The organism is Flammeovirga kamogawensis, from assembly GCF_018736065.1.
Lineage (GTDB): Bacteria > Bacteroidota > Bacteroidia > Cytophagales > Flammeovirgaceae > Flammeovirga > Flammeovirga kamogawensis.
This window is the reverse complement of sequence record NZ_CP076128.1, coordinates 2,589,760-2,616,129: the sequence shown is the minus strand read 5'-3', so window position 1 is coordinate 2,616,129 and position 26,370 is coordinate 2,589,760. Positions and strand designations below refer to the sequence as shown.

At 32.3% G+C, this 26,370-nt stretch carries 14 protein-coding genes; 8 read left to right on the top strand and 6 right to left on the bottom strand.

Annotation, left to right across the window (positions count from 1 at the left end; all coding sequences use genetic code 11):
• Window positions 1-13 precede the first annotated feature (13 nt).
• Both KM029_RS10345 and ruvB read right to left on the bottom strand, forming a co-directional pair.
• Window positions 14-2,173, bottom strand: coding sequence for a tetratricopeptide repeat protein (locus KM029_RS10345; RefSeq protein WP_144073224.1), 2,160 nt, complete (start codon window positions 2,171-2,173; stop codon window positions 14-16).
• Window positions 2,174-2,324: 151 nt separating this feature from the next.
• On the bottom strand, window positions 2,325-3,356 hold the full coding sequence (gene ruvB, locus KM029_RS10340) for a Holliday junction branch migration DNA helicase RuvB (RefSeq protein ID WP_144073223.1): 1,032 nt from the start codon (window positions 3,354-3,356) through the stop codon (window positions 2,325-2,327).
• A gap of 207 nt (window positions 3,357-3,563) precedes the next feature.
• Between ruvB and KM029_RS10335 the strand changes: the two genes are divergently transcribed.
• The 7 genes from KM029_RS10335 to KM029_RS10305 all read left to right on the top strand — a co-directional run bounded on the left by KM029_RS10335 (window position 3,564) and on the right by KM029_RS10305 (window position 16,828).
• A complete protein-coding gene (locus tag KM029_RS10335) occupies window positions 3,564-4,799 on the top strand; it encodes a M16 family metallopeptidase (RefSeq protein WP_144073222.1) in 1,236 nt (411 codons plus the stop codon).
• Window position 4,800: 1 nt separating this feature from the next.
• Window positions 4,801-5,862: a type IX secretion system protein PorQ gene (gene porQ / locus KM029_RS10330; protein ID WP_158631024.1), complete on the top strand. Its 1,062-nt coding sequence runs from the start codon at window positions 4,801-4,803 to the stop codon at window positions 5,860-5,862.
• A 41-nt stretch (window positions 5,863-5,903) separates the two neighbouring features.
• Complete coding sequence (gene hslU / locus KM029_RS10325) at window positions 5,904-7,280, top strand: ATP-dependent protease ATPase subunit HslU (protein WP_144073220.1); 1,377 nt, start codon at window positions 5,904-5,906, stop codon at window positions 7,278-7,280.
• Between the two features lie 323 nt (window positions 7,281-7,603).
• Window positions 7,604-10,732, top strand: a complete 3,129-nt coding sequence (locus tag KM029_RS10320; RefSeq protein ID WP_144073219.1) for a SusC/RagA family TonB-linked outer membrane protein — start codon at window positions 7,604-7,606, stop codon at window positions 10,730-10,732.
• A 7-nt stretch (window positions 10,733-10,739) separates the two neighbouring features.
• Window positions 10,740-12,227 (top strand): SusD/RagB family nutrient-binding outer membrane lipoprotein, encoded by a 1,488-nt coding sequence (locus tag KM029_RS10315; protein ID WP_158631023.1) that lies wholly within the window; start codon window positions 10,740-10,742, stop codon window positions 12,225-12,227.
• 12 nt (window positions 12,228-12,239) lie between these two features.
• Window positions 12,240-13,157: a hypothetical protein gene (locus KM029_RS10310; RefSeq protein ID WP_144073217.1), complete on the top strand. Its 918-nt coding sequence runs from the start codon at window positions 12,240-12,242 to the stop codon at window positions 13,155-13,157.
• Between the two features lie 5 nt (window positions 13,158-13,162).
• Window positions 13,163-16,828, top strand: a complete 3,666-nt coding sequence (locus KM029_RS10305; protein ID WP_144073216.1) for a S8 family serine peptidase — start codon at window positions 13,163-13,165, stop codon at window positions 16,826-16,828.
• A gap of 41 nt (window positions 16,829-16,869) precedes the next feature.
• Here the strand turns inward: KM029_RS10305 and KM029_RS10300 are convergent, their stop codons facing one another.
• The 4 genes from KM029_RS10300 to porW all read right to left on the bottom strand — a co-directional run bounded on the left by KM029_RS10300 (window position 16,870) and on the right by porW (window position 25,302).
• Window positions 16,870-19,374, bottom strand: a complete 2,505-nt coding sequence (locus KM029_RS10300) for an outer membrane beta-barrel protein (RefSeq protein WP_144073215.1) — start codon at window positions 19,372-19,374, stop codon at window positions 16,870-16,872.
• Window positions 19,375-19,513: 139 nt separating this feature from the next.
• Window positions 19,514-20,329, bottom strand: coding sequence for a helix-turn-helix domain-containing protein (locus KM029_RS10295; protein WP_144073214.1), 816 nt, complete (start codon window positions 20,327-20,329; stop codon window positions 19,514-19,516).
• Between the two features lie 101 nt (window positions 20,330-20,430).
• Window positions 20,431-22,860: a transglycosylase domain-containing protein gene (locus KM029_RS10290; RefSeq protein ID WP_144073213.1), complete on the bottom strand. Its 2,430-nt coding sequence runs from the start codon at window positions 22,858-22,860 to the stop codon at window positions 20,431-20,433.
• Between the two features lie 165 nt (window positions 22,861-23,025).
• Window positions 23,026-25,302, bottom strand: coding sequence for a type IX secretion system periplasmic lipoprotein PorW/SprE (gene porW, locus KM029_RS10285; RefSeq protein WP_144073212.1), 2,277 nt, complete (start codon window positions 25,300-25,302; stop codon window positions 23,026-23,028).
• A 171-nt stretch (window positions 25,303-25,473) separates the two neighbouring features.
• Here porW and KM029_RS10280 point away from each other — a divergent pair, with 171 nt between their 5' ends.
• Window positions 25,474-26,346, top strand: coding sequence for a M23 family metallopeptidase (locus KM029_RS10280; RefSeq protein ID WP_144073211.1), 873 nt, complete (start codon window positions 25,474-25,476; stop codon window positions 26,344-26,346).
• The last annotated feature ends 24 nt before the right edge of the window (window positions 26,347-26,370 follow it).

Genomic DNA, 26,370 nt, shown 5'->3' with positions numbered 1-26,370 from the left:
TGCAAAAAAAAACTTAGACCTTAAAATGAAAGCCAATGATTAGCGTATCATCTGTAGGTTTATATTGAATGTTACTCTTAGGTTGCATCCACTTAGATCTAGTCTTTTCCAATTTCTCTTTTTGTAAATTAAATGTTTCAAAAGAGTTATCAACAATTAATTGGCGAAGGTTCTTTTCTAAAAATTTTTTGTTTTTTGAACCTCCAAATTGATCTTGATAACCATCTGAGTATAAATAAAATTTAAGCTCTGATGTAATTGGAATAATATGTTTTTGATAGCTATGGTGATGGTTAGATAACTTATCAGAGATAGACCTTTTAGTACCTTTAATGTAATGTTGTCCACTCTCATCTATATAAAATAAAGGACGTCTAGCTCCTGCAAACTCTAAGAAATTAGTTTTTAAATTAATAGTAACAATAGCAGCATCCATACCTGATGATTCATGTTTATCATCAAATAAATTATTCATTCTAATATCAAGTTCTTGCAAGATTTTTTCTGGCGATGAAATACCTGAATCAATAATACTATTTAAAACTTTAACTCCTAAAGTTGCAAGTAAAGCTGCTGGAGCTCCATGCCCCGTGAAATCCATTAACGAAATAAAAACAATATCATTTTTAACGGAAACACTAAAAACATCACCACTTACTTCATGTAAAGGTTTCCAAAAAATAAAATAATCTTGAAATATATCTTTTGCTTTTGCAGGAATAGCATTAAGAGACCGTTGAATTTTGTGAGCGTATTTTAAACTATCTGTCAATTCATTATTAATAACAGAAATTTCTTCGTGTTGCTCTTTAATTATTTTTAGTGATTTTTTTCTTTTCTGAAGAGAGATATAAATGAATATTATAAAGACAACGGCAAGGAGACTAATAAAAATTAGTGCTGCATTTACTCTATTTTGATAGATGAGCTTTTCCTCTTGTAATAACTGCTCTTTATTTAATCTATCAATCTTTAGAAGTTGTTCTTTATTTAAATACTTTTGATTTAATACAGCTAACTCCTTCGTTTGAATTGTAGCATTCATTTTGATGTACAAATCAGACCAAAGTTTATGTGCCTTAAATGCTTTTTTATACCACCCTAATTCTTGATATGTTTTGTAGAGAAGCTTTTGAGTGTTAATTCGATCAACAACGTAATGTTCTTGGTTATAATAGTGTTTTGCAGCACGTAGGTAAGGCAAAGCTTTTTTATAAAATTGTTGATGAAAATAATTTTCACCTAATAAATAGTTACCTCTTGCAGCTAAGTTTTCAATTTCAAATTTCTGAGATTTTTTATTTGCCTTGTTCAAGAAAATTTCAGCATCTCTAAATTGCCCTTTTTGGATCAGAATATTTGATATATTTAATAGTGTTTCTGTTGTTCTGTATATAGATTTATGTTTCTCAAATATTGTTAAGGCTACATACAAGTTATCAAGTGCTAAATCTATATTTTTTTGTTCAGAATAAGCACTAGCAATATTACTTAAGACTAAGGCTAAACCATACATGTCATTAAGCTTTCTTCTTATTTCTTCAGAACGTTTATAAAAGGATATAGCAAGCTGATAATTATGAGTTGCACTATGAATTTGTCCTATATTATTGTACGCTATAGCCATATCTCTTTCACTATCATTTTCCCTGTTTAAGTCAAGGTCTTTAATATAATATTCTAAAGCTTTTGAGAAATTCCCTTTAATTTTATGAATAGATCCAAGGTTATTTAGAACAATAGATTCTCCAATAAAATCATTCTTATCTTGATAAATTATTAAGGCTTTTTGATAATTAAGAATGGCTGAATCATATACGGTTAATGCTTTGAAATTTCTAGCTAATTCTGTGTAAGAGTCTGCAATTAAGATACTATCAGCACTTTTGTAAGACCAATATACAGCATGCTGCGAAGCTTCTTTTCCCCCAGAATATTTTCGAAGTTTTCTTTTTGATTTTGCTATTTGTAAATAAAGAGAAGGTAGGCTTTTGTACTCAATATTTTTCTTTAAGAATGATATATAAATATTACCTTTTAAAATACAGCTATCATAAGCTTTATTTTGATACAGTTGTTTCACCTCTTTTGTATATAAGTTAACAGAATCAATACTTAAATCCTGATTATTATAAAAAGAGGCTACACTTTCTTGAGGAGTAAGAAGTAGCAAGCTAGTCCACAGAAAATAAAATAATATGTTTATGAATTTTTTCAGAGTAATTATTTATAACTATAATTATACTAATAAAAAATATTATAAAAAAAGGTTTGAGGTTATTTTACCTCAAACCTTTCATAATTGTATTTTTAACAATTAAATATTAGAATAATTCTCCTTGATTCCCGTCAGTTGGAGGTGAAATACCTAAGTGTTCATATGCTCTCATTGTAACTTCTCTTCCTCTAGAAGTCCTTTTTATAAAGCCTTCTTGAATTAAAAAAGGTTCGTATACTTCTTCAATAGTTTCGGCCTCATCACCACATGCAGTTGCTATTGTATTTATACCTACAGGACCGCCTTTAAACTTTTCAATAATAGTAGTTAAAATGCGGTTATCCATCTCATCTAAGCCACCTTGATCAACATTTAAAGCATTTAAAGCCATTTTTGCGATATCCATAGAAATTGTTCCATTTCCTTTAATTTCTGCAAAATCTCGAGTACGTCTTAATAAATTATTAGAAATACGAGGTGTACCTCTACTACGTCGAGCAATTTCATAAGCAGCGTCATCATTAATTGGCGTGCTTAGAATGTTAGAAGAACGTTGAACAATTGTAGTTAGAAGTTTTGAATCGTAGTACTGTAACCTTGAATTAATACCAAAACGAGCTCTCAGGGGAGCTGTTAAAAGTCCAGATCTAGTGGTCGCTCCAATTAAGGTAAAAGGATTTAAATCAATTTGTATTGTACGTGCATTAGGTCCAGAATCTAACATAATGTCAATTCTGAAATCTTCCATGGCAGAATATAAATACTCTTCAACAACGGGGTTTAGTCTATGAATTTCATCAATAAATAAAACATCATTGTCCTCTAAATTTGTTAAAAGACCAGCTAAATCACTAGGTTTTTCTAAAACCGGACCAGATGTTATTTTTATTTCAGCATCCATTTCGTTTGCTATAATGTTAGAAAGAGTAGTTTTTCCTAAACCAGGAGGTCCATGTAGTAAAACATGATCTAATGGTTCTCCTCTTTTTCTAGCAGCCATAACAAAGACTTTAAGATTTTCTATAATCTTATCCTGTCCTGTAAAATCTTTAAATGAAAGGGGTCTTAGTGCTTTTTCAACGTCTCGTTCAGCATTAGAGAAACCTTCATTATCTCCTTTTAAATAATCTTCACGCATATACCTTTTGATTAGAAAATTGGTATTGTATTTTCTATCACAAACAAAGTTAGCAAAATGTTCGATCTAATTTATACTTTGTAAAGTTGTCGTGGTCTGCTAACTTTAACATACACACTAGAGGTTATTATGGAGAATTTAGTGTGAGGCTATTGTTTAGCTACTTTTCATTTAGAATTATCCATTATAATCATTACAAAAAAAGGAATGATAAAATACAGAGAGTTTACTTTAGATAATGGCCTGAAAGTTTTTGTTCATGAAGATCATCATATTGCTTCGGCTGTTGTAAATATAATGTATGATGTAGGTTCTCGGGATGAAGACCCAAATAAAACAGGTTTTGCACATTTATTTGAACATTTGATGTTTAGCGGATCTGTAAATATTCCCTCATATGATGCTCCACTTCAAAAGGTAGGCGGTACAAATAATGCTTTTACATCTCCTGATATAACGAATTATTACATTACACTTCCTGCTCAAAATTTAGAGACTGCTTTTTGGTTGGAATCAGATAGAATGTTGAGCTTATCATTTGATTCGAATGCCTTAGAGGTACAAAGGAAAGTAGTAATAGAAGAATATAAGCAAAGATATATTAATCAACCTTATGGAGATGCTTGGCATCATCTTAGAAAATTGGCTTATAAAGATCATTCTTATCAATGGCCAACAATTGGTAAAAAGATTAGCCATATAGAAGAGGCAACTATGGATGATGTGAAAGCATTTTTTCATAAATATTATGTTCCTTCTAATGCAGTAATGGTAGTAGCTGGTAATGTAAAACTAGAAGAAGTAAAACAATTGGCTAAAAAATGGTTTGGACCAATTCCTAGCGGAGAAAAACCAAAGAGAAATATTCCTGTTGAACAGATTCAGACTGCACCAAGAAAACTAATTGTAGAAGAAAAAGTACCTATTGATATGTTATATAAAGTATGGCATATGGAAGGAAGAAATAAAACAGGTTATTATTCTACAGATTTATTAAGTGATTTATTAGGTAGAGGAAAATCTTCTGTGCTTCATCAAAAATTAGTAAAAGAAGAGAAAATATTCTCAGGTTTATCAGCCTACATAACAGGATCTTTTGACCCTGGATTATTATGTATGACCGGTAAATTATCTGATGGAGTTTCTTTAGAAGAAGCAGATGCTAAATTAGTAGCCCTTTTAAATGATTTTTGTTCTACTCCAATTTCAGAGGAAGATCTAGAAAAGGTAAAAAATCAGGCTGAATTTTCTATGACATATGGAAAGACAGAAATTTTACCTAGAGCAATGTCTATAGCTTATGGAGCAATCTTAGGAAACCCTAACTTGATAAATGAGGAAGAGGAAAAATTAAGAAGTGTTTCTGCTTTAGAAATCAGTAATAAAGCAAAGCAGGTTTTAATAGATGATAATTGCTCAACTTTATTTTATAAAGCAAAATAACATGAAGCAGAACTCAATTTTTCTATTCTCAATAACAATACTTCTCTTAAGTGCATCAAATTTATTCGCTCAATTAGGAGGTGCAAAAACATATAATTTCTTAACAGTACCTACAAATGCGAGACAAGTGGGGTTAGGAGGTTTTTTAACGTCCTCTGGAGTTAATGATGCTAACGCTATGTTTTATAACTCATCTCTTTTAGGTGATAACTCTGTAAATAAAGTAATCTTTAATTATTACGATTATCATACTACGGCAGGGCTTACTACGCTTGGTTACGCTAAAAAAGTAGGTAAAGGTGTTATCGGCTTTGGAATGGGGTATATGGGATATGGAGATTTTGAAGGCTTTGATCAAAATGGAAACTATACAGGAACTTATAATGCAAACGATTATTGGTTTCAAGGAAGTTATACTAGAAAAATTGGAGTGTTTTCATTTGCTGCAAATATGAAGTTTGCTGCTTCAACTATAGAAAGCTATAAATCAAATGCTTTAATGTTTGATATGAATGGCTCTTTCATTCACCCAACAAAAGACTTAGTGATAGGTTTAGTAATAAAGAATGCAGGTTTTGTAATGAAAGAATATCAACCAAATGATGAAAGTGAATTACCTTTTGATACTCAATTAGGAATTTCTTTCAAACCTCAACAAATGCCAATTCGCTTTTCTGTTACTTATCATCATATTCATGAATTTGATATCACATATACAGATACTTCTTTAAAAGGCGAAACAGATGCTTTTGGTAATGAACTATACACAGAACCTAGTTTTACTGACAAATTGTCACGGCACTTTGCCTTTGGAGGTGAATTTGTATTGGGTAAAGTCATTAATCTTAGGGCAGGTTACAATGTGATGCGCCGTAAAGAAATGGTTACTCAAGGAGTAAAAGGATTAGCAGGGATGTCTTTAGGAGCTGCTTTAAAAATCAAGAAACATATTGATTTTAGTTATAGTGTTGCTTGGTATCATGTTGCAGGACCTACAAACAGTTTAAGTTTAGCAGTAGCTACTTCAGGCTGGGAAAAAAGAAAGAAAACAGTGATAGAATAAAAATCAAATTATATATAGTTGATCACATTAATAATAAATCAATGTTAGAGAACTCAAAATATTTAACCCCGAGAGAAATTGTATCAGAATTAGATAAATACATTATCGGTCAGGATGACGCAAAGAAAAATGTATCTATTGCTTTAAGAAACCGTTGGCGTAGAATGAACGTTAAGGGTGATCTTAAAAAAGAAATTATGCCCAACAATATATTAATGATTGGTTCTACAGGAGTTGGTAAGACGGAAATTGCTCGTCGACTAGCAAAAGTAGCAAAAGCTCCATTTGTTAAGGTTGAGGCCTCTAAATTTACAGAAGTTGGTTATGTTGGTAGAGATGTAGAAAGCATGGTTAGAGACCTTGTTGAACAATCTGTAGGCATGATTAAAGATTTAAAGAAAGCTTTAGTAGAAGAAAAAACAGCTCAAGCTGTTGAAGACGTTATTCTTGATGCATTAATTCCACCTTTAAAAAGTACTCCTACAACAAATAATACAGGTGAATATATTTCTTCTGACCATGAGTTAAATGAAAAAACACGTGAACGTTTTAGAGAAAAATTACGTGCAGGAGAATTAGAAGATAGAAAAATAGATGTTACTGTTGATAAAAATGGTGGCGGACTTGGTTTTATAGGCGGCGGAGCTCCAATGGATGAAGGTTCTATGATGAACATCCAAGAGATGATCAATGGAATGCTTCCTAAGAAAACTAAGAAAAGAAAAATGACGATTGCAGAAGCACGTAAGATTTTAGTAGATCAAGAAAGTGCTAAGCTTATCGACATGGACGAGGTAAAAGATGAGGCTGTTCGTTTAGCTGAAAACTCTGGTATTATATTTATTGATGAAATTGATAAAGTAGCTAGTGGTGGTAATAAACAAGGAGCCGATGTTTCTAGAGAAGGTGTTCAAAGAGATTTACTTCCAATCGTAGAAGGAAGTACAGTAAATACAAAACATGGTATGGTTAAAACAGATCATATCCTTTTTGTTGCTGCAGGAGCATTCCACGTTTCTAAACCTTCTGATTTAATACCTGAGCTTCAAGGTCGTTTCCCAATTAGAGTAGAATTACAAAGTCTTACAGATAAAGACTTTAGAACAATTTTACGTCAACCAAAAAATGCTTTAACTAAGCAATATGAAGCTTTATTAGAAGCTGAAGGCGTGAAATTATCTTTTAATGAGGATGCTCTGGATGAAATTGCTACAATCGCATATGAAATTAATGTAGAGGTAGAAAATATTGGAGCAAGAAGATTACATACTGTAATGTCTCATTTATTAAATGATTTATTGTTTGATGTTCCAGATGTAATTGGTGCAAACGCTCAAATTGTTGTCACTAAAGAAATGGTACATGAGCGTTTATCAGGTTTAGTTAAAAATAGAGACTTAAGTCAATATATACTCTAACAAAAGAGTGTGTAGTGTTATGAGCTTTGAAATCCCAGCTTCATTTATTTGAAGTTGGGATTTTTTTTTGATTTGCTTGAATAGTACAATTTTTTCTTGATTGATTTTAGGTGAAAAAACAATAAAATTATGTAATATTATGTAAAGAAAGTTAATATTTAACTCGTCAATTAAATGAGAAGAGGTGCACTAAATGCTGACAGAACTATAAATGCATAAATAACACAAGCTCACTGAGACTCTTTTCTATTACAAATATCTTCAGTAATACCTGACGAAGAACTTATTAGTAGACTTCAATCAAAATAACCAATAGTTAACGAATGAGACTAAGAGCAACACTATGTTGGCTACTATCTGTAATTTCGATTTCGATTTCTTTAGCACAAGAAAAAGTAATATCGGGAACTGTTACAGACGGAGTAAAGCCATTACCTGGAGTAACTGTTGTTGTCAAAGGAACTCGACGAGGAGCGGTTTCGGACATAGATGGTAAGTATAAAATACAGTTACAGTCAGAAGATAATACAATTGTATTTAATTTTATTGGTATGCAATCCAAAGAGGTAACAGTTGGTAACCAATCGGTTATTGATGTTGCAATGGAAGAAAATACTGAGGAGTTAGATGAAGTAATTGTTACCGCAAATGCCATTGAAAGAGAGAAACGTACTTTAGGGTATTCCGTTACCTCCGTAAAGGGTGAAGAAGTGGATAGGGTGAAATCTACAAACTTTTTGAATTCTCTATCTGGTAAAGTTCCTGGAGTTCAGGTATCTCAAGCAAGTTCAAACCCAGGAGGGTCAACAAGAATTGTAATTCGAGGTACTAACTCATTAAGTGGAGGAAATCAACCTCTAATAGTTGTAGATGGTATTCCTGTTTCAAACACTAACATATCAACAGGTAGTGGTATTTCTGGAGCATTTGATGCAGGTAATGGTGCTGGAGAAATAAACCCAGCAGATATAGCATCAGTAACTGTACTTAAAGGAGCTTCAGCTGCAGCTTTGTATGGTTCAAGAGCTGCCAATGGAGCAATCATTATTACTACTAAAAAAGGAAATGTAAAAGAAGGTCCAACTGTAAGCTTGAGTTCTAGTTTTAGAGCGGAGAGCCCTAATAGATTACCTTCATTTCAAAATAGATATGCACAAGGATATTATGGTAAATATGATAAACGAGCTGAAAATGGATGGGGACCAGAGATAAATGGACAAGTTGTACCAGCGTATAGTTATGCAGCAGATACAGCAGATTTACCAGAAAGTCAGTGGCCATTACAAACATTAAAAGCTTATCCAACTAATGTAGAAGACTTCTATCAGACAGGTACATTATTTATTAACTCAGTAGATGTTTCTAGTGCTACAGAAAAAGGAGATTACCGATTAGGATTTACTTCAATGAATCAGAAAGGTATTGTACCAGGCGCAGGATTAGATAGATATACATTTGCTGTAAATGCAGGTCAGCAATTAAATAAAGTGATTAAATCTAGGGTTGGTATGAATTATATCAAGTCAGAGACTAGAGGTTCTGTATCTCAAGGAGGAAATTCACCAAATGTTTTAACCTCAATAATTAATGGAATCCCAAGAACAACTCCTTTAGAACGTTTGTATTTAGTAGATGGAGAACAAGACCCAATAGGTAGGTTTTCTAATAGCCCTTATTGGGTAGCAGAAAAAAATGGTAATAATGTAAATGTAAATCGTTTCTTTGGTTTTGGTATGTTAGAAGCTAAAGCGACTGATTGGTTAACATTTAGAGCTAGGGCAGGTCTTGATTATAGAGTAGATAAGCGTTTTTCTAAATCTGCAAAAGGAACATTAGGAGCCATTAATGGATCGTTTGTAAATGATGATATGGAAAGAACTGAATTGACGACATCTTTAATGGCTACAATTCAGAAAGAGTTTGGAGATAAATTTAAATTAACGGCAATTGTTGGACATGAATACAATAGTAGAGTATTTAAAAGAAGTACATTGTCTGCATCCGAGCTTTCAGTAACAGATTTATATACACCAGCAAATGCAAAAAATACAACTTCTACTACTGATTTTGTAGAGCAACGTTTATTAGGTGCTTATGGAGATATATCACTTACTTATAATAACTACTTAACTTTAAATGTAACAATGAGAAATGATTGGTCATCAACTTTACCGAAAGATAATAGATCATACTTTTATCCTTCAGGAAGTTTGTCATTTGTATTCTCAGAAGCATTAAACTTACATAATGATGTATTTTCATACGGTAAATTAAGGTTAAGTGCGGCACAGGTTGGTAATGATACAAACCCATATCAATTAGATTACTATTACTATCCTAGATCAACTTATTTTGGACAATATAGTACTTCAAATAACTATCCTTTTAATGGTCAAACGGCATATACAGCAACAGATGTAATTCCACCTGAAGGGTTAGTTCCAGAACGTCAAAACTCATGGGAAGTAGGTACAGAATTAAGTTTCTTTAATGGTAGAATAGGAATAGATTTAACGTATTATCAAATTGAAACAAAGAACCAGATTTTAGCAGTTCCAACACCAGAATCTACAGGTTATAGATCTAAAAGAGTAAATGCAGGAGCTGTACAAAATGAAGGTATAGAATTATTACTTTCATTTGTTCCTATCCAATCTGATGCTTTTGAATGGAATTCTCAGATTAATTTTACCAAGAATAGAAATAAAGTAACAGAATTGACTGAAGGTCTAGAAAAACTACAGATTGCGTCAGGGTTTAACGGAGTATCTGTTCAAGCAGTACCTGGTAAATCTTTAGAATTACAAGGAGTAGGTTTTAAAAGAGCCGATTCTGGAGAAATTTTAGTTGATCCAAAAACTGGGTTAAGAATGCAGGGCGATGAGCAAACTTTTGGTGAAATACAACCAGATTTTCTATTAGGCTTTCAAAATAGCTTCACTTACAAAGGAGTTACTTTAAACTTTTTGATTGATTGGAATCAAGGAGGTAAGATGATTTCTAGAACAGTAGGTGATTTAAGGTATGATGGTTTTGCGGAAGAGACAGCTTTAAATAGAGAGCAAGCATTTGTAGATAAAAATGCATATGTAGAAAATGGAGATGGTACTTTACGTCAAAATGATATTGCCGTAACTCATCAAGATTATTGGCAGAGCTATTCTACAAGTGGTATTGCAGAAGGGGCTGTATTCAATAAGACTTATGTAAAGCTGAGAGAGATAAGTTTAGCTTATACTTTACCACCATCAATTATTAAAAAGACAAACTTCTTAAAGTCTGTTTCAATTGGATTTGAGGCTAGAAACTTATGGTTAATATATAGTGAAATACCTCATATTGATCCAGAAACAAGTTTATTCCAAGCCGCAAGTGATGCATCTGGAGCTGTAGAAATGGGTAGTTTACCCTCGACAAGAAGTTTTGGAGGAAACCTAAAAATTATTTTTTAAGATGATTATGGATAAAAAAATTATAACCCTACTTCAAAGAGGATGTTTGGCGTTGACTTTTCTCCTAACATTTTCTTGTGATAGTATTCTAGATATCAACAAAGATCCCTTTGCAGCAGGAGATGATCAGATTGCTGAACAGCCCGGTTTATTAATGACAACGGTAATTACAGGGATATCATCTGATAAGGTGATGGAAACAAATTTATTTAACAGATGGGCACAACATTATGTAGGTGCTGGAGCATCTGTTTTTTCAGAAGCTGATAATTACTCAATCCCTGCATATCCTCAAACAAATACTTGGTCAACATATTATGTTTCGGCATTAAAAAATGCAAGTAGAGGAGAGCAATTAGCATTAGGTATCGGAGAGCAAAACACTGCTGCTCAATTTAAAATAATTCAAGCTTTTGCATTTTATCACTTAACATTAATGTTTGAGGATATACCATTTACAGAATCATTAAATACAGATATTCTATTTCCAAAAGGAGATACACAAGAGAATGTATTAAAAGGGATTGTGCAAATGATAGATCAAGCAGTAGCAGATATAGATGTAGGTAACAATGAGAAAATAAGTAGTGAAGATTTACTTTTTAAAGGAGATTTGAATAGATGGATAAAATTTGCTAATTCAATAAAGATTAAAACATTAATGGTTTTAGCAGAAAATAATCCAAACTATGCAAAATCTAGGTTAGAAAAAGCATTTAATGAAGATCATGTAGACGAGTTAGGTGAGCAAGTGCAATTAGATTATTATGATGATCTTACCAATGCTAATCAATTTTATAAACTTCATTATCAATATGCAGGTGGACAAAGTTTATTCTTTTATGCTTCAAATCCATTTATAGATTTATTAAGAGGGTCTAATGACCCACGTATTGATATATTTTATGATCGTCCAGAGGGAACTTCAGAAGCAGTGCCACATAGAGGTGTTGATCCAGGTGCTCGTTCATCTTTTACTGTTACCTCTTCATTAAGCCTTCATTTTATTTCTGCAACTTCTCCAGATTTTTGGGTTACTGCCGCAGAAATGAGGTTTTTAAGAGCTGAAGCTATTCTTAAAGGTTGGATATCGGGAGATGCATCAGATGCAGACCAATATTACAAGGAAGGAATAATTCTCAATATTATTCATTTAAATAATTTGGCAACAGTGTTGGATTCAGGAAGAGGAATTACACAAGGTGAGTTTGATACCTATATTGGAGGGTTACCAGATTTAGATAACCTTTCTGAGGCAAATGCAATTAAAGCTGTTTACCAACAAGGCTATATTGAAACTTTTAATAGAGGAATGGATGCTTGGACTTATGTGAGACGAACGGGTTATCCAGAAAATAAGCCTTTACCAGTTGATGCTGTTCTGAGTAGCCATATTACTAGATTACCTTACTCTCCAAGTGAAGTCAGTGCTAATCCCAATATTCCTAAACAAAAGGCACTGGATTTACCAATGTGGTTTATGTCATCTAACTAAAACTAAATACACATGAAAAAAATAGTAAATATATGGGTACTGTGTATTGGGTTAACTTTCCAGAGTTGCGAATTATACGATACTTATAAAGACGAAGTAAATGCTGAATTTATTGGTGAAACAGTTGCATTTGCAGTTGCTACTCCAGTTGGCGAAGCCGATTCTGTTAAAGAGAATTCAGTTCCATTAAGCTTAACTGTAGAAATGCCAATGGCAATACAGACAAACAGAGGAATTGAAATACGATATACTTTTGAAGGAGATGCTGTTTTTGGAACAGACTTTACAGCAAAAGCTATTGAAAGGAATGAACCTAATGCATCTGATGTCACTGAAAAGTATGCCACTTCTCAAGGAGGAAAATTTGTTATTAAAAATAGAGAAGTATCAGAAGATGAAGCAGGTGAAGAAAGTTATACAAATACTCAAAATACAGCTACAATAGAAGTTTCTCCATTAGTGGTAGCAGGAGTTGATAAAACATCTGGTAAATCATTATCTATTGTTTTATCTTCAGCTAAAAACTTAGATAATGGAGAACCTATAACCGTTGGACAAGGTGGAATTAAAAAAGAATATAATATCATTATCAATGATATTCATTGTCCTACAAGTCTAGCAGGTACCTATGGAGCTCAAATTTCTACAGAAACAGGAGTGCAAGATGTATCTGATGTAACATTGACTAATGTAGATGCATTAGCTAATCCAGATGATATTTGGGGACTATATGATATTTCTAACATAGCAGGTGATATTCAAGATATTCCATTTCAAATTATTGATCAATGTGGAGAGTTTTTGGGACCATCAGATAGTTACATTTCTGTACAAGGAGATACAGAAGCTAATGGACGAATAGTATTAGATGTCATGTTTAGTGATGGAACTACAACTAAGCAATGGATTTTATATCTCACTAAAAAATAGCAACAATGATAAAGAATTTTTCTTTTCTTCTAGTACTCATTGGATGTCTCTTTTTAGGAAGAGGTGCTGAGGCTCAGAAGTTACAATCAATTTCAAATCCAAACCAAAAATGGATAAGCCCTTCCATTCAGACTGCTCCTGCAAAACTTTTTGTAAGACTAAAAGAAGCAAATGATGTAAATTATGCTTATATGGAAAGTGGTCAACCTCAGTTCGTTTCATCAGAGAAACAGAGGTTATATAAATTACTTACAGATGCACGAGTAAAATCTGTTTTAGAGCCAATGAGCGTTTTAAAACATAGTGTGTCTGATGTACTTCAAATTACACTTTATAATGATAATGATTTAGAGCGTTATCGAAATGAGTTAAGTAAGGATAAAAATGTAGTATATGTAGAAAGTGTTCCTTTACCACAAACATTTACAGACCCGAATGATCCGTTATTTTCAGACCAATATCATATTAATTTAGTTGGAGCAATAGATGCTTGGTCTAAAAAAACTGACAATGCTAATTCACCAAAAAATGATATAGTTTTGGCTATTGTAGATGATGGTGTATTAATAACTCATGAAGATTTATCATCAAATATTTTTATTAATGAAGGAGAAATTCCTAATAATGGAAAGGACGATGATGGTAATGGATATATTGATGATTATAATGGTTGGGATGCTTCTGGAACTACTTATGATAATGGAGATCCAGATCCAAATCCTCCAGCAGCACAAGCAGGAAGATTTACATTCTCTCATGGTACACATTGTGCTGGTATTGCAGGAGCAATAACCAATAACGGAATTGGTGTATCTTCAGTATCGAATAATGGTATAAAGTTATTAGCTGTTAAAGCAACATCAGATGATACACCATCAGCAAGAGTAATTACCCATTCTACGGAGGCCTTAATGTATGCAATTGCAATGGAAGCGGATGTAGTGAGTATGTCTTTTGGAAGTTACTTTTATTCTGCAACAGTTTCAAGAATGATAGATGAAGCAACTGAAGATGGAATGCTTTTTATAGCTGCAGCTGGTAATGATAATGTGAACTTAGCAAGTTACCCAGCAGGTTATAATAATGTGATTGCTGTTGCGAATACAACAAGTAATGATGTAAAATCTCCATCTTCTCAATACGGTTCATGGATTGACATTTCGGCACCAGGTACTGATATTATTAGTACAGTAGCCGCAGACAATGGAAATACAAAAGGAGACTATGCACCATATACAGGTACATCTATGTCTTGCCCATTAGTTGCAGGAGCTGCTGCTTTTCTTAAAACACAAGATTCTACTTTATCACCAATTCAGTTAAAGGCTTTACTTTTAGGTACAGCAACAGATATTAACCCTAGAAACCCAGGTTATCAGAATAGCTTAGGAGCAGGTAGAATTAATATGGATGCTGCTATGGATGCTTTATTAGCAAACCGACCTTTAGCGGCTTTCAATATTTTATCTGATAATGGTATTTTAAATCAAGAATTAGAGTTTGAAAACTTATCTATAGGGAATGGTCTAACATATGAATGGAATTTTGGAGACAGTCAAACAAGTACTGCAACAACAGATACTGTAGGGCATATTTATACAGATGTTCCTGAATTAGGATCGTATATTATTACTCTTACAGTAACAGATTCTCAAGGAAGAAAAAATACATTTAGAAGAGGTATTCAAATGACTGAAGGACCTCCTTCTAGTCCAACAGAAACAGTACCTTTTGCAACTGACTTTTTATTAGATACAGGTGGTTTTGTAACAGAAACTATGTTTTTAGATGGTGGATCTGGTAACGATATATGGGAACATGCAAGAGCTAGGGGTAGTGAACTGAATAGTGGAGACTCTGCAGTTTGGGTTACCACATCTGGTGGAGGTGTACCCTTAAGGTCTTTTTCTGCCATACTATATACACCAACTTTTGATTTAACGACAGCAAATAGAGAATATAAAATTCATTTTACAAAGAGTATGGATATTACATATTGTAATGCTCCGGCAGCTTGTCAGATGCAATATACAATAGATAATGGAGGTACTTGGAAACTTTTAGGAGAAGCAAATGATGGATTAGGAACAGGATGGTACAATAAATCTCCTGATGATGCATGTGCTATCCATCCAATTATTTTTCAAGATCAAACAGGTTGGCTAGGTAACTTTGATAATGATTCAACTGCATATAATGTGTCATTTTTGGCAGGGGAAAATGTTCGATTTAGGTTTATATACCGTCATGAATCAGCCTTTCAGATTCAAGATACAGATGATGGCTTTATGATCAGAGACTTTGAAGTGACATCAGAAGCTCCATCTGGAGAATTTACTTCTCCTTCAATTGTAGAATATATAAATAGACCTCTTGATTTTATCTATAACTCTGGTGGAGCAACAACGTATGCTTGGAACTTTGGTGATGGGAATACCTCAACAGATAAAAATCCAACCCATACATATGCAACAGCAGGAAATTATTATGTTTCTCTTGAAGTTGATGGAAATGCTGCGTCAAATTATCAAGATACTATTGCTATTTTAGGAGAAAAGAAAGCTCCTTTTTATCCCTCAGATGGAGGAGATTTAGAGTCGAATGAATTATTATTTTATCCATATAATTTAGCTGGAACTGATTTAAAGAAAGGTAATTCATCTGTAGATGGAAAATCGGGAACAACAAGTGGAGATAGTGCATACGTACTTGGACCAGATACTACAGCTTATGAAATTCCTACAGGGTTCTACCTTTATACTTCTGTTTTTGATTTACCAGGTGATAGTAATAATGGAGATTCTACTCAAATGTTCTCTTTTAATATCAAACAAGATGTGGCAAATAAGGTTGATGGAATGTATACAGAATATTCTGATGATTATGGAAAATCATGGTTTCCATTAGGGTACTTTACAGATCCTTCTTGGACGAATGAGTTTTCTTCTGAAGACTATTGGGGTGGAGAAGGTATTCCATTAATTACGGGTTCAACTAATAATAATTGGGAAACCAAATACATTCCTTTGGCAGGTTTTGAAGGTGAACAATTAGCCTTTAGGTTATTTTTTGTCGGAGCAAATGCCGATTCGAGTGGAGGAGTAGGTTTAGCTTTAGACGATTTTAGAGTTGTACCTTATAATCCTCAAGTTAATTCTTTATCTTATTCTGTTGATAAAACGGAAGCCGGTTTGAATCAGGATATAACTTTTACAAACACTTCTGATGCTGATACAGCTTTAATTGGTTGGTACTTTGGAGAAGAAGGAGATGCAGTACCATCTGTAGTTTATGGTGCAGGTCCTCACGAAGTATCTTATACTACTGAAGGAAACAAATCAATAGCAATGTTTGTGATTGGATCAACAACTCAAAAAGAATTTCAAAATGCAGTTCGAATTGATGCTTCAATTACAAGTTTAGAAGAGGAAATTATTTCTAATTCTCCAATTATATTTCCAAACCCTGGAGAAGGAAATCAATTACATATTTTATCAGATCAACTTATTGATAAAGTAGAGATTTTTAAATCTACAGGACAAATTATGGGACTTAATCAAAAGTTTATAAATGGTGTGATGGATGTTTCGACATTACCACCTGGAGTTTATATTTTGAAATTACAGCAACATAATGGAGAAATATATCATAAGAAATTTATAAAAAAATAAATAAAAAAAGAGATTGCCAATAACGGCAATCTCTTTTTTTATTAGAATTGTTTCTCTCCAAAAACGGTATTTTTATTGGCTTTTTTCTTTGGTTTAGAGTTTAGTGAATAATTAACGCTTATTTCTAAAATAGGACCGTATCTATAATATGTAGTTCTTTGATAAAAGGCATCTTCTCCAGTTATTCTATCTTGTCCAGTAGTATCAAGCCCCTTAATATTAGATTGGAAAATGTCATTTGCTCTTCCTGTAAATGTCCAACTTGGTAAGGTAGTAGGTTTGTAAACAAGAGCAATATTACTCATGTAAAACATATCATTTTGTCCTTGAGCAGTTACTGTTGCAGATTGAATATCTATATCCCAAACTAATGAAAGTGTTTTATGAATATCAGCATTAATTGTAGATTTTAAACTCCAATTCATGCTACTTTGATCTATGTTGTAGTCGTAAATTTCGCCATTAATAGAATAGTGATATAATGAACCTCCTACAAATAATTTCACCTTTTTAGCAAGATCAAAATTGGCATTTAATTCAAGTCCTAAAGATTGATCGTTACCAGCATTAGTATAACTTCTCATAAGTACATTTTCTCCAGCATTAACTGTATTAACCCTAAAAACAGCATTTTCAACACCCCTATAAAAAGCTGTTACACCTATTGTCTGATTACCAATTGATTTATTATACGTTATTTCCGCTAAGTTTACATATTCAGGTTCTAATGTTGGGTCGCCAACCTCATACACTTCATAATGTCTTCTGTATAGAAAAGGGGCCATGTTTTTTGTTGGGGGACGATTAATTCTTCTGCTAGCACCAAATATAAATCGGTCATTTTCTGTCAATTCATAATCAAGATTGATCGATGGGAAAAAATCCAATTTCTGAACTACAAATTCATCTTGTTCTGGAATATCTACGATAGGAAATACATTATAATTACCTACTTCCATGCGTTGGTCCATGTATTCCATTCTAACCCCAGCTTTTAAACTGAATTTCCCCCAATGAGCTCCATAATCTACATAAGTAGCATAAATACCTCTCGTTAAGTTATAATTATTTGAGTAAGGGTGAACATCCCAACTTCCATTAGTATTTAAGGTATCATAATTATAATTACCAGTTTGTTTTAAAAATTGAGGCTGTGCTCCAAAAGATAAAGTTTGATTATCTGCAATAGGCATTTCATAATCAATAGATAAACGAATACCATCTAAAGGTTGAACTGTGGTTTGCGTATAATGTGTTGTTACTTCCCCAATCGTTCCTGATTCATTATCGTATTTTTGATTTTTATTATCAAGATCATCACCTAAAGAAGAATGTTCATATACCAATCCAAGAGTAAGCTTAGACATATTTTCAAACTGAATATTGTAATCTAAATTGGCTGTATGAAATTCACCATATCTTTCATGAGTATTGGGGTTGTAGATATATTCATTAGTTCCTGGAATTAAATTTCCATTGGCATCATTATAATAATTGTGATAAACATAATTAGCAGTTCTTTTATTGCTTTTATGACCGTAGAAATAAGATGCTGAAATAGAAGAATTATCATTAATATCATATCCAATTCCTAAATTTGCAGAATAGTTCGTGTGATATTCAGGTCGGTCACCTTCTGCATCCATATGATAAGTTCCCCCTTTATATGGTCCTTCAAATTGATTTATGGTAGATTCTCCTTCTCTTTTACCATCAACATTTCTACTTAGATAATTAGCTCCAAGTGTATATGACCATTTATCTTTTTGATGAGCAATATTAAAGTTTCCACCACCTCTCAAAGGTTCGGCCCCATCTTGCCAAGGGGATCCTCCTAGCATTCCTCCAACATTTACTGAAGTACCATTTAGTTCGTTTTTATCAATTGTAATATTAATAATACCTGCTTTACCTTGTGCATCATATTTGGCAGAAGGTACAGTAATAACTTCAATGTTTTGGATGGAGTTTGCTGAAATTTGAGAAAGTAAAGTAGATGGATCTATTTGAGTTGGTTTACCATTTATATAAACCATAAAACCTTGTGTGCCTCTTACAGATACTTCACCTTCAGGAGAAACAGATATTGAAGGTAATTTATTCAACATATCTGTTGCAGTACCGCTTCTCGCAGTTTCAAAATCTGTAGCAGCATAGACTTTTCTGTCAATTTTGGTACTTACCGTTTCACCCATTCCTTTAACTACAACTTCTTCAAGCTCTTGTAAATTTGGAGACACATATAAAGGACCTAACTGAATATTTGAGTTAGATATTGATATTTTTCTTTTAAATGTATGATAGCCTACAAATGTAGCTTCAAAAGTATATTCGCCTTTTTTAATTTTACTTATAGAGAATTTTCCATCAAAGTCAGAACTACCAAAATTAGTAATTTCATCATTTTGGTCAATTAGTTTAACTGTTGCATAAGGGATGGTTTCTTTGGTTTCTTGGTCGATAAGTTGTCCTGTAATCGAACGTGTTTGTCCATAACTTATTGAACACAAAAGTGCTAATAAGCATAGAAAGTTTATTTTTTTCATGATAAAATTAGGTAGTATTTTATTTGTTTATAAGTAGTTAATTGTATGTGTGCAATTTGTGAAATGAATAGGATAGTAGAGAGGTCTATTTGAAAATTTAATGGAACAATTAAGAATTTAGGAGAGATATAAAGATTTATTAATCTTTTTGACTTCTAAAACCTGCAGGAGTCTGCTCTGTATTTCTTTTAAAGTATTTGATAAAATGAGAGTTATCTTTGAACCCTAACTCATAGGCTATTTCACTAACGGGTAAACTTGTATATAGTAAAAACCTTTTTGCTTCTTTTATAATGTATTCTGCAATTAATTTAGATGCAGATAAACCAATAGCATTTCTACAAATTGCATTTAAATTTTGAGGTGTTGTATGTAAAATTTCAGCATAATAATTTACACTGTTTTTTATGTTTTCATTACTTTCTAATAGCTCTTTAAAAGAGGCATAAAGTGGAGGAAGATTAGATAATTTACTTTGAATAGGTTTTGTATTGACTAAGGTTTTGGCAAAAAGAGCTTTTAGTAATCCTTCAATAATTGATTGTTGATATTTTGATGGATTCTTTGCTTCTTCAACGAGAAGTTCAAAGATTTGGGTAAGATTTTTTTTATCATCAACCTCTACACATACATGATTACTAATTTCAGAAATAAAACTTTCTAGTTGTTTATCAATAGAATTTTCTAAAAATGATTTCTTCATAATAATTACATATCCTTTTGGAGGAGTTGTAATTTCCCAATGGTGCATTTGTTCTTTTCGCATAAAAAACAATACGGGTGGTTTTATTTCATAGGTATCATTGTCAATGGTATGATAACCATTACCTTCAGCTAGAAAAATAACTTCGAAGTATTTATAATGTTTATGCGGCTTTGTAGTTCTAATTGAACTTCTGAAAGGTTCAATTTTAATATCTAAGTTTGCAGATTTGTCTTTTACAGTAAGCTCCATAATTGTATAGTCACATTATTATTAAGTGCATCCCTAAATTAATACATAAAAAAAACGAGACTAATAATTAATCTCGTTTTTCTTTTAATAAATCTTATTTATTACAAAATACCATCGTCAGTTTCAGTTGGTGTCACATATTCATCTTCTAAAGTAGAATCTGCTTCAGCACCAAACTCACCAAAGTTTTCTGCATCATATTTACTACAATCTAACTCTACGCCAATTGGTTTAGAGGGTTCTGGAAACAAACCTCTTTTGTAACCAAGATCTCTACAAAGTTTTTTATCTCCGTAAACATCTTCCATAAAGTAAGCAAATGCTGGGAGTGCTTGTCTAGCACCTTGTCCATATTTAATACTTCTAAAGTGAACACTTCGATCTTCTCCACCGCACCATACACCAGTTACTAAATCATTAGTAAAGCCCATAAACCAAGCATCGGAGAAGTTTGCAGTTGTACCTGTTTTACCACCAACATGATAAACAGCACCTGTTTTCTTATCTCTTTTAAAGTTATAACGATTTAATCGAAGAGCTGTACCTCCTGCTTCTTCAGAAGTACCTCTTAACATATAAGTCATTAACCATGCGGTTTTTTCATTTAAAGCTTCCCTCTTTTTAGGAATAAACTCTTTTAAAACTCTACCATTTTTGTCTTCGATACGAGTAATAAATTGAGGTTCCGTCCAAGTACCTTTATTAATAAATACAGAATAAGCAGTCACCATTTCATAAACAGAGACATCTTCAGTACCTAAACATAAAGAAGGAACACCTTTAATATATTTTTTATTATATCCAGTAATACCTCTTTTGCGCTCATCGTCAGTAACCATGTAATCAAACATTTGATCACGTATATATCTAAAGCCAAATTTGTCGGCAGAATATTTTGCTAATTCTCGTGCAGTAAGCTCTTTTACAAGATATGCTGCAGCTGTATTTATAGATCTCGACATTGCTTGTCTCAACGTATAAGTTTTACCACTATAATAATCTGCATTTTTAGGAGTCCAAGGTTTATCAGCAATAGCTTCTTCAGCAGTAAATGTAATAGGAACATCCGTAATTGGAGAACAAGGTTGGAAACGATCTTCTAACGCTCTTGAGTATAAGAATGGCTTAAATGTAGAACCTGGTTGACGATATCCTAGTCTAACATGATCATACTTAAAGTATTTGTAGTTTATACCACCAACCCAAGCTCGAATTTTACCAGTTTGAGGTTCCATTGACATCATACCAATTTGTAGGAACATTTTGTAGTATCTTAAAGAATCGTAAGAACTCATTAGAGTATCTTTTTCGAAGGTTTTATTATCCCAAGTGAAGACTTTCATCTTTTTCTTCACTTTCAATTGCTTATCTATCGCAAGAGAATCATTACCTATTTGCTTTCTTAGTGTTTTATAAACAGCTGTTCTTCTAATTGAATGAGCTAAGAAGTTAGGAATAACTTCACCTTCTCTATCTCTCCAAGGCTCACCATGTCCTTTCCAATGTTCATCAAATAGTCCTTGCTGTTCTCTCATATGTTTATCAACAGCACTTTCTGCATATTTTTGAATACGAGAGTCTATGGTAGTATAAATTTTTAGACCATCAGCATATAAATCAAAACCATTTTCACGGCAGTATCTAATTAAATCTTTCACTACTTCTGCACGGAAATATGGAGCAATACCTTTATTATGATTTTCAACATTATAATTAAGGTTTAGATCTTCTGCCATTAACTCTTTAGATGTCTTATCAGAAATGTAATTATACTTTTCCATCTGAGAGATTACCTTATTTCTTACATAAATTGCTCTATCAGGATGATATCTAGGGCTGTAAAAAGATGGTGCTTGTAAAATACCAACTAAAGTAGCAGCTTGAGGGATTGTTAATTGATCTGGAGATACGCCGTAGAAAGTTTCTGATGCAACATGAATACCAAATGCATTTGACCCAAAGTCCACAGTATTCAGGTACATAGTTAAAATTTCTCTTTTAGTATAAGAAGTTTCTAACTCTACAGCTACTACCCATTCTTTAAATTTATTGATGACAAGATTAACGCCTTTAACATCAGATAAACGCCCTTTTAAATTTGCTTCATTACGAATCTTAAAAAGGTTTTTTGCTAACTGTTGTGTAATTGTAGACGACCCTCTTTTTTGTCCTCCTAAAACAATATATTTAAAGAGGTAATAGGGTACAGCTAATGTGGCTCTAAAATCTATTCCGCTATGTTCATTAAAACGAATATCTTCAGATGCATACAATGCATGAATTAGATTTGGAGATAAATCATCATATTCTGATTTTGTACGGTTTTTACGGAAATACTTACCTAATAATACGCCGTCTGCAGAGTATAGTTCAGAAGCTAATTCACTCTTAGGGTTTTCTAAAATACTAGGATCGGGGAGTTCACCGTAAAGGTTAAACCAGTTATTTGTTAAAGAAAATCCTAAAAGAAGAGCACTTACGATGCCTACTATAAAAAGTACCCAAAGTGCTTTTATGGCTTTTAAATACATATGTTATTAATATTCAGTACTTAAACTTAAAGATGTCAATATAGATTAATAATTAAACAGCAATTTAGTTAATCTATTTTTAAAGGTTTGATTTATTCAATCAATTGATAACATCTATTTCAAAAAAATCAATACAAAACTAAACTTATAAATCAATAAATCATATTATTCATCAATAGTGATTTCAAAATCATGATACCTGCCAGGAATGTAACCATTCTTCAACCTATTTTCTGTTATTTCATTTAACATGCCTTCTGCAATAGTAGAGAATTCCCCTTCAGGATATATTTTTAAGTAATCTTCTAAAGATTTCTTAAAGATCTTGTAATATTTAGTTGTTCTTCCTACTAACAAAACACGTAAAAAGCGCCCTTTTTCTTCATATGTATTTTGAGGGAAGTCGTTTAAAAGTTCATTTAATTTTTTATCAGAAGCATTATAATTTCCACTTAAATATAAGTTATAGGCAGAAGCGTAGAGATCTCTAATGTAGTTTTCTCTTTCATTTGTTTCCTTAACATAATTAGGGTTTACCAATACTTTAGAGTATAAACAGTCTGGATAGTTATCAATTAAATATTTTTTAGCAACATCAGAATCACAATCTTCATAATCTAAACAAATAACATAGATTAGATATGCAACCTCATATGCATTCTCATCTTCAGGGTAATTATCCAAGAAGCGATGGAAATTTGTAAGAGCATTATCAGGAGTTTTTACCTTATATAGATATACTTTACCCAATTCAAAAAGAGCATCAGCTAATTTTTTATTAATACCTACTAACTCTTCATCAGAAGTTGGGATTTCTTGTTTTCTCTCTTCCACTGATTTCAAATTAGCAAAAAGATCAACATTTTCCTCTTCGTCATTATTCGCATTATTTTTAGGACTCTTTCCTTTTGTTTCTGAAGAAGTATTTCCTTGTTCAGGAGAGTTAGAATCATTTGATGCAAAGTCCATTTTATTTGAACGCCTCCAGTTATCTTCTAAAGGTCTAGAACCCCAGTTTTTTAGAAATTGAGCTTTTCCTTGTGCAACAGCTGTGGTATTGTAGAAGTAAAATTCTTTAGTTTCTTTATTACTAAAAGATGCAGATTCAGCAGTAGCAGGACGTTGCTTTCTCTTTTCATTTTCTTTAGCATATTGAGCTCTTAAAATAATTTCATCTTTTTCTTTTTGATATTCTTCTTCTAGAAAAGTAGAACGTTCTTCATCGTTCATGTCATATAATTGAAGAAGACGCTCTTGATCATTAATTATTTTGATGTATTTCGCTAAATCTCTCAAATATTCTGCTTTCTCTTTTATTTCTTCATAACCATATACAGACTCATCAAAATTTTGAATTGCACTATCATAATATGCAGATGCAGCGATGTAATCCTTTTTCTGATCATAATATATTATCCCAGACTCAAGGTAAGAGTGACCTTTTTGAATTTTATTTGATGTACTAACCTGAACAGATTCATTAAATTTATTTAGTGCTCTATCATAATCTGGTTTCCTTAATTCAAACTGCCCCATTTCATAATAGATTTTATCTCTATTGTCCCAATTGTTATGATCTTTGAGTTTTTTATCAAAGTATTTTTGAATCTTCTTAGCCTGTTTTTCATCATTAAAATCAACAGGTTGCATACTATATGCACTAATGTCAGATTGGAACTCTAGCTCATTAGTTTTAGCTAGTTTTTCAGCTTTTGAATAAGCTTTGTATGCATCATCAATTTTGTTTTCTTCTTCAAACATTTGTCCTAAGATGAAATAATAGCGCGCTTTTTTATGTTTGTTTTCTTCCAAGTCAACAGCAAGTCTTAGGTGTTGTATAGACTTTTTAAAATTGATTTTATTTCTATAGTAATGTGCTAAGTTTAAATGATACTCTTTTGTGTTTAATTTATTGTAAGGTTGTTTTTGTTGTTTTATAATGTCTTTAACCAAAGTCATGTTGGCTTCTTCATCAAGTTCTATAAACATCCTTAATAAGGCATTCAAAGCAGCATGTCTACTGTTCGGGTCAGGAAATTTAGCATTGATGTATTTAAATGTAGTTAATGCATTATCATAATCTTCTTCATATAATCTAACCCAACCTACTAAAAGGTAGCATTCATCAATCCAATCACTAGTTTTATGAAACTTGATGGGTCTTGAAGCTTTTGTGATGATATAATCTAATTGATCTTTGTGAGACAATGTTTTATTTGAATCAATAGGAATTAGAATTGAAAGTACATCATTATAATCATCTACATTTTCATCAAAAATTTCTTGCTCAAATAAATCCATTCCTTCTTTAGCTAAAAAGTAAGAATTGTAATGCGTAGCTGTGTCATGATAAAATTGACAACTTCCACTTATAAAAAGAAGAGTGAGAAATATTGATTTAAAAAAGTATTTATTTATATGTTTTAGAAAAGTTTGCTTCATTTTTGACTAGCGGTTATGCTAAAATTTATATATATAATTAGCTAATTTACAGTTTTTATTCACCTAAAAGTTATAATAATTCAATAGTTACAAACAAAATGCAAAGAAAATGCGCATTTATTGTAAATTTACCGCCGATTAACTTCTTAAACATAAGAAGAAATATATTACATGAAGAAACAAGGGAAAACATTATCAGAGTGGCTAACCACCAGATTTGTTCTCGTAGTAAGAGATGAAGAAACATTTGCGGAACGAGCAGCATATAGATTGAGTTATGTAAAAATCTTATTGTTGTTTGGGATTGTATTTACTGTTTTAGGCGGTTTAAGTTTTATTCTTGCTACAACAGTATTAGCAAAAGTCTATGATCCAAGAGTAGCTTACCGAGAGGCAGATAGAAGACTGATTGAAATGGAAAAAACAGTTGACTCTCTTCAAGTAGCATCAGATGAAAAAGATGTATATATGGCGTCAATTAAAGCTATTATTGATGGTGAAGTAGAAGATGCTGAAGACATTAAAGCCAATATAGTAAAACAAGGAGAAGTAGAAAATATTGAAGTAGACCTTAAAAAAATTGATCCTGTAGATTCACTTTTTAGAAGTGAATTTGAAGATTTAGAACTTAAATCTGCACCTTCGCAATTAACTACAGCAAGTTATGATGATGTATTCTTTTTTCCCCCTGTATCAAATGGAGTTCTCTCCAAAAAATTTGATATTAGAAAAGGACATTATGGTGTAGATGTTTTAGCAAAAAGAAATGAAGGAATAACAGCTATTTCTGAAGGAACTGTAATATTAGCATCTTGGACTCAAGATTCTGGTTATGTAATTGGTATTCAACACAGAGGACAGGTTATATCGTTTTATAAACATAATTCTGTTCTACTTAAAAAAGTAGGTGAGACTGTAAGAACTGGTGATATTATAGCAATTATTGGGAATAGTGGAGAGATGACGGATGGGCAACATCTGCATTTTGAACTTTGGGTAAATGGTAATCCTGTAGACCCATTGGATTTTATTTCTTTTGAATAATGATCTTAAACATATATAGAACGT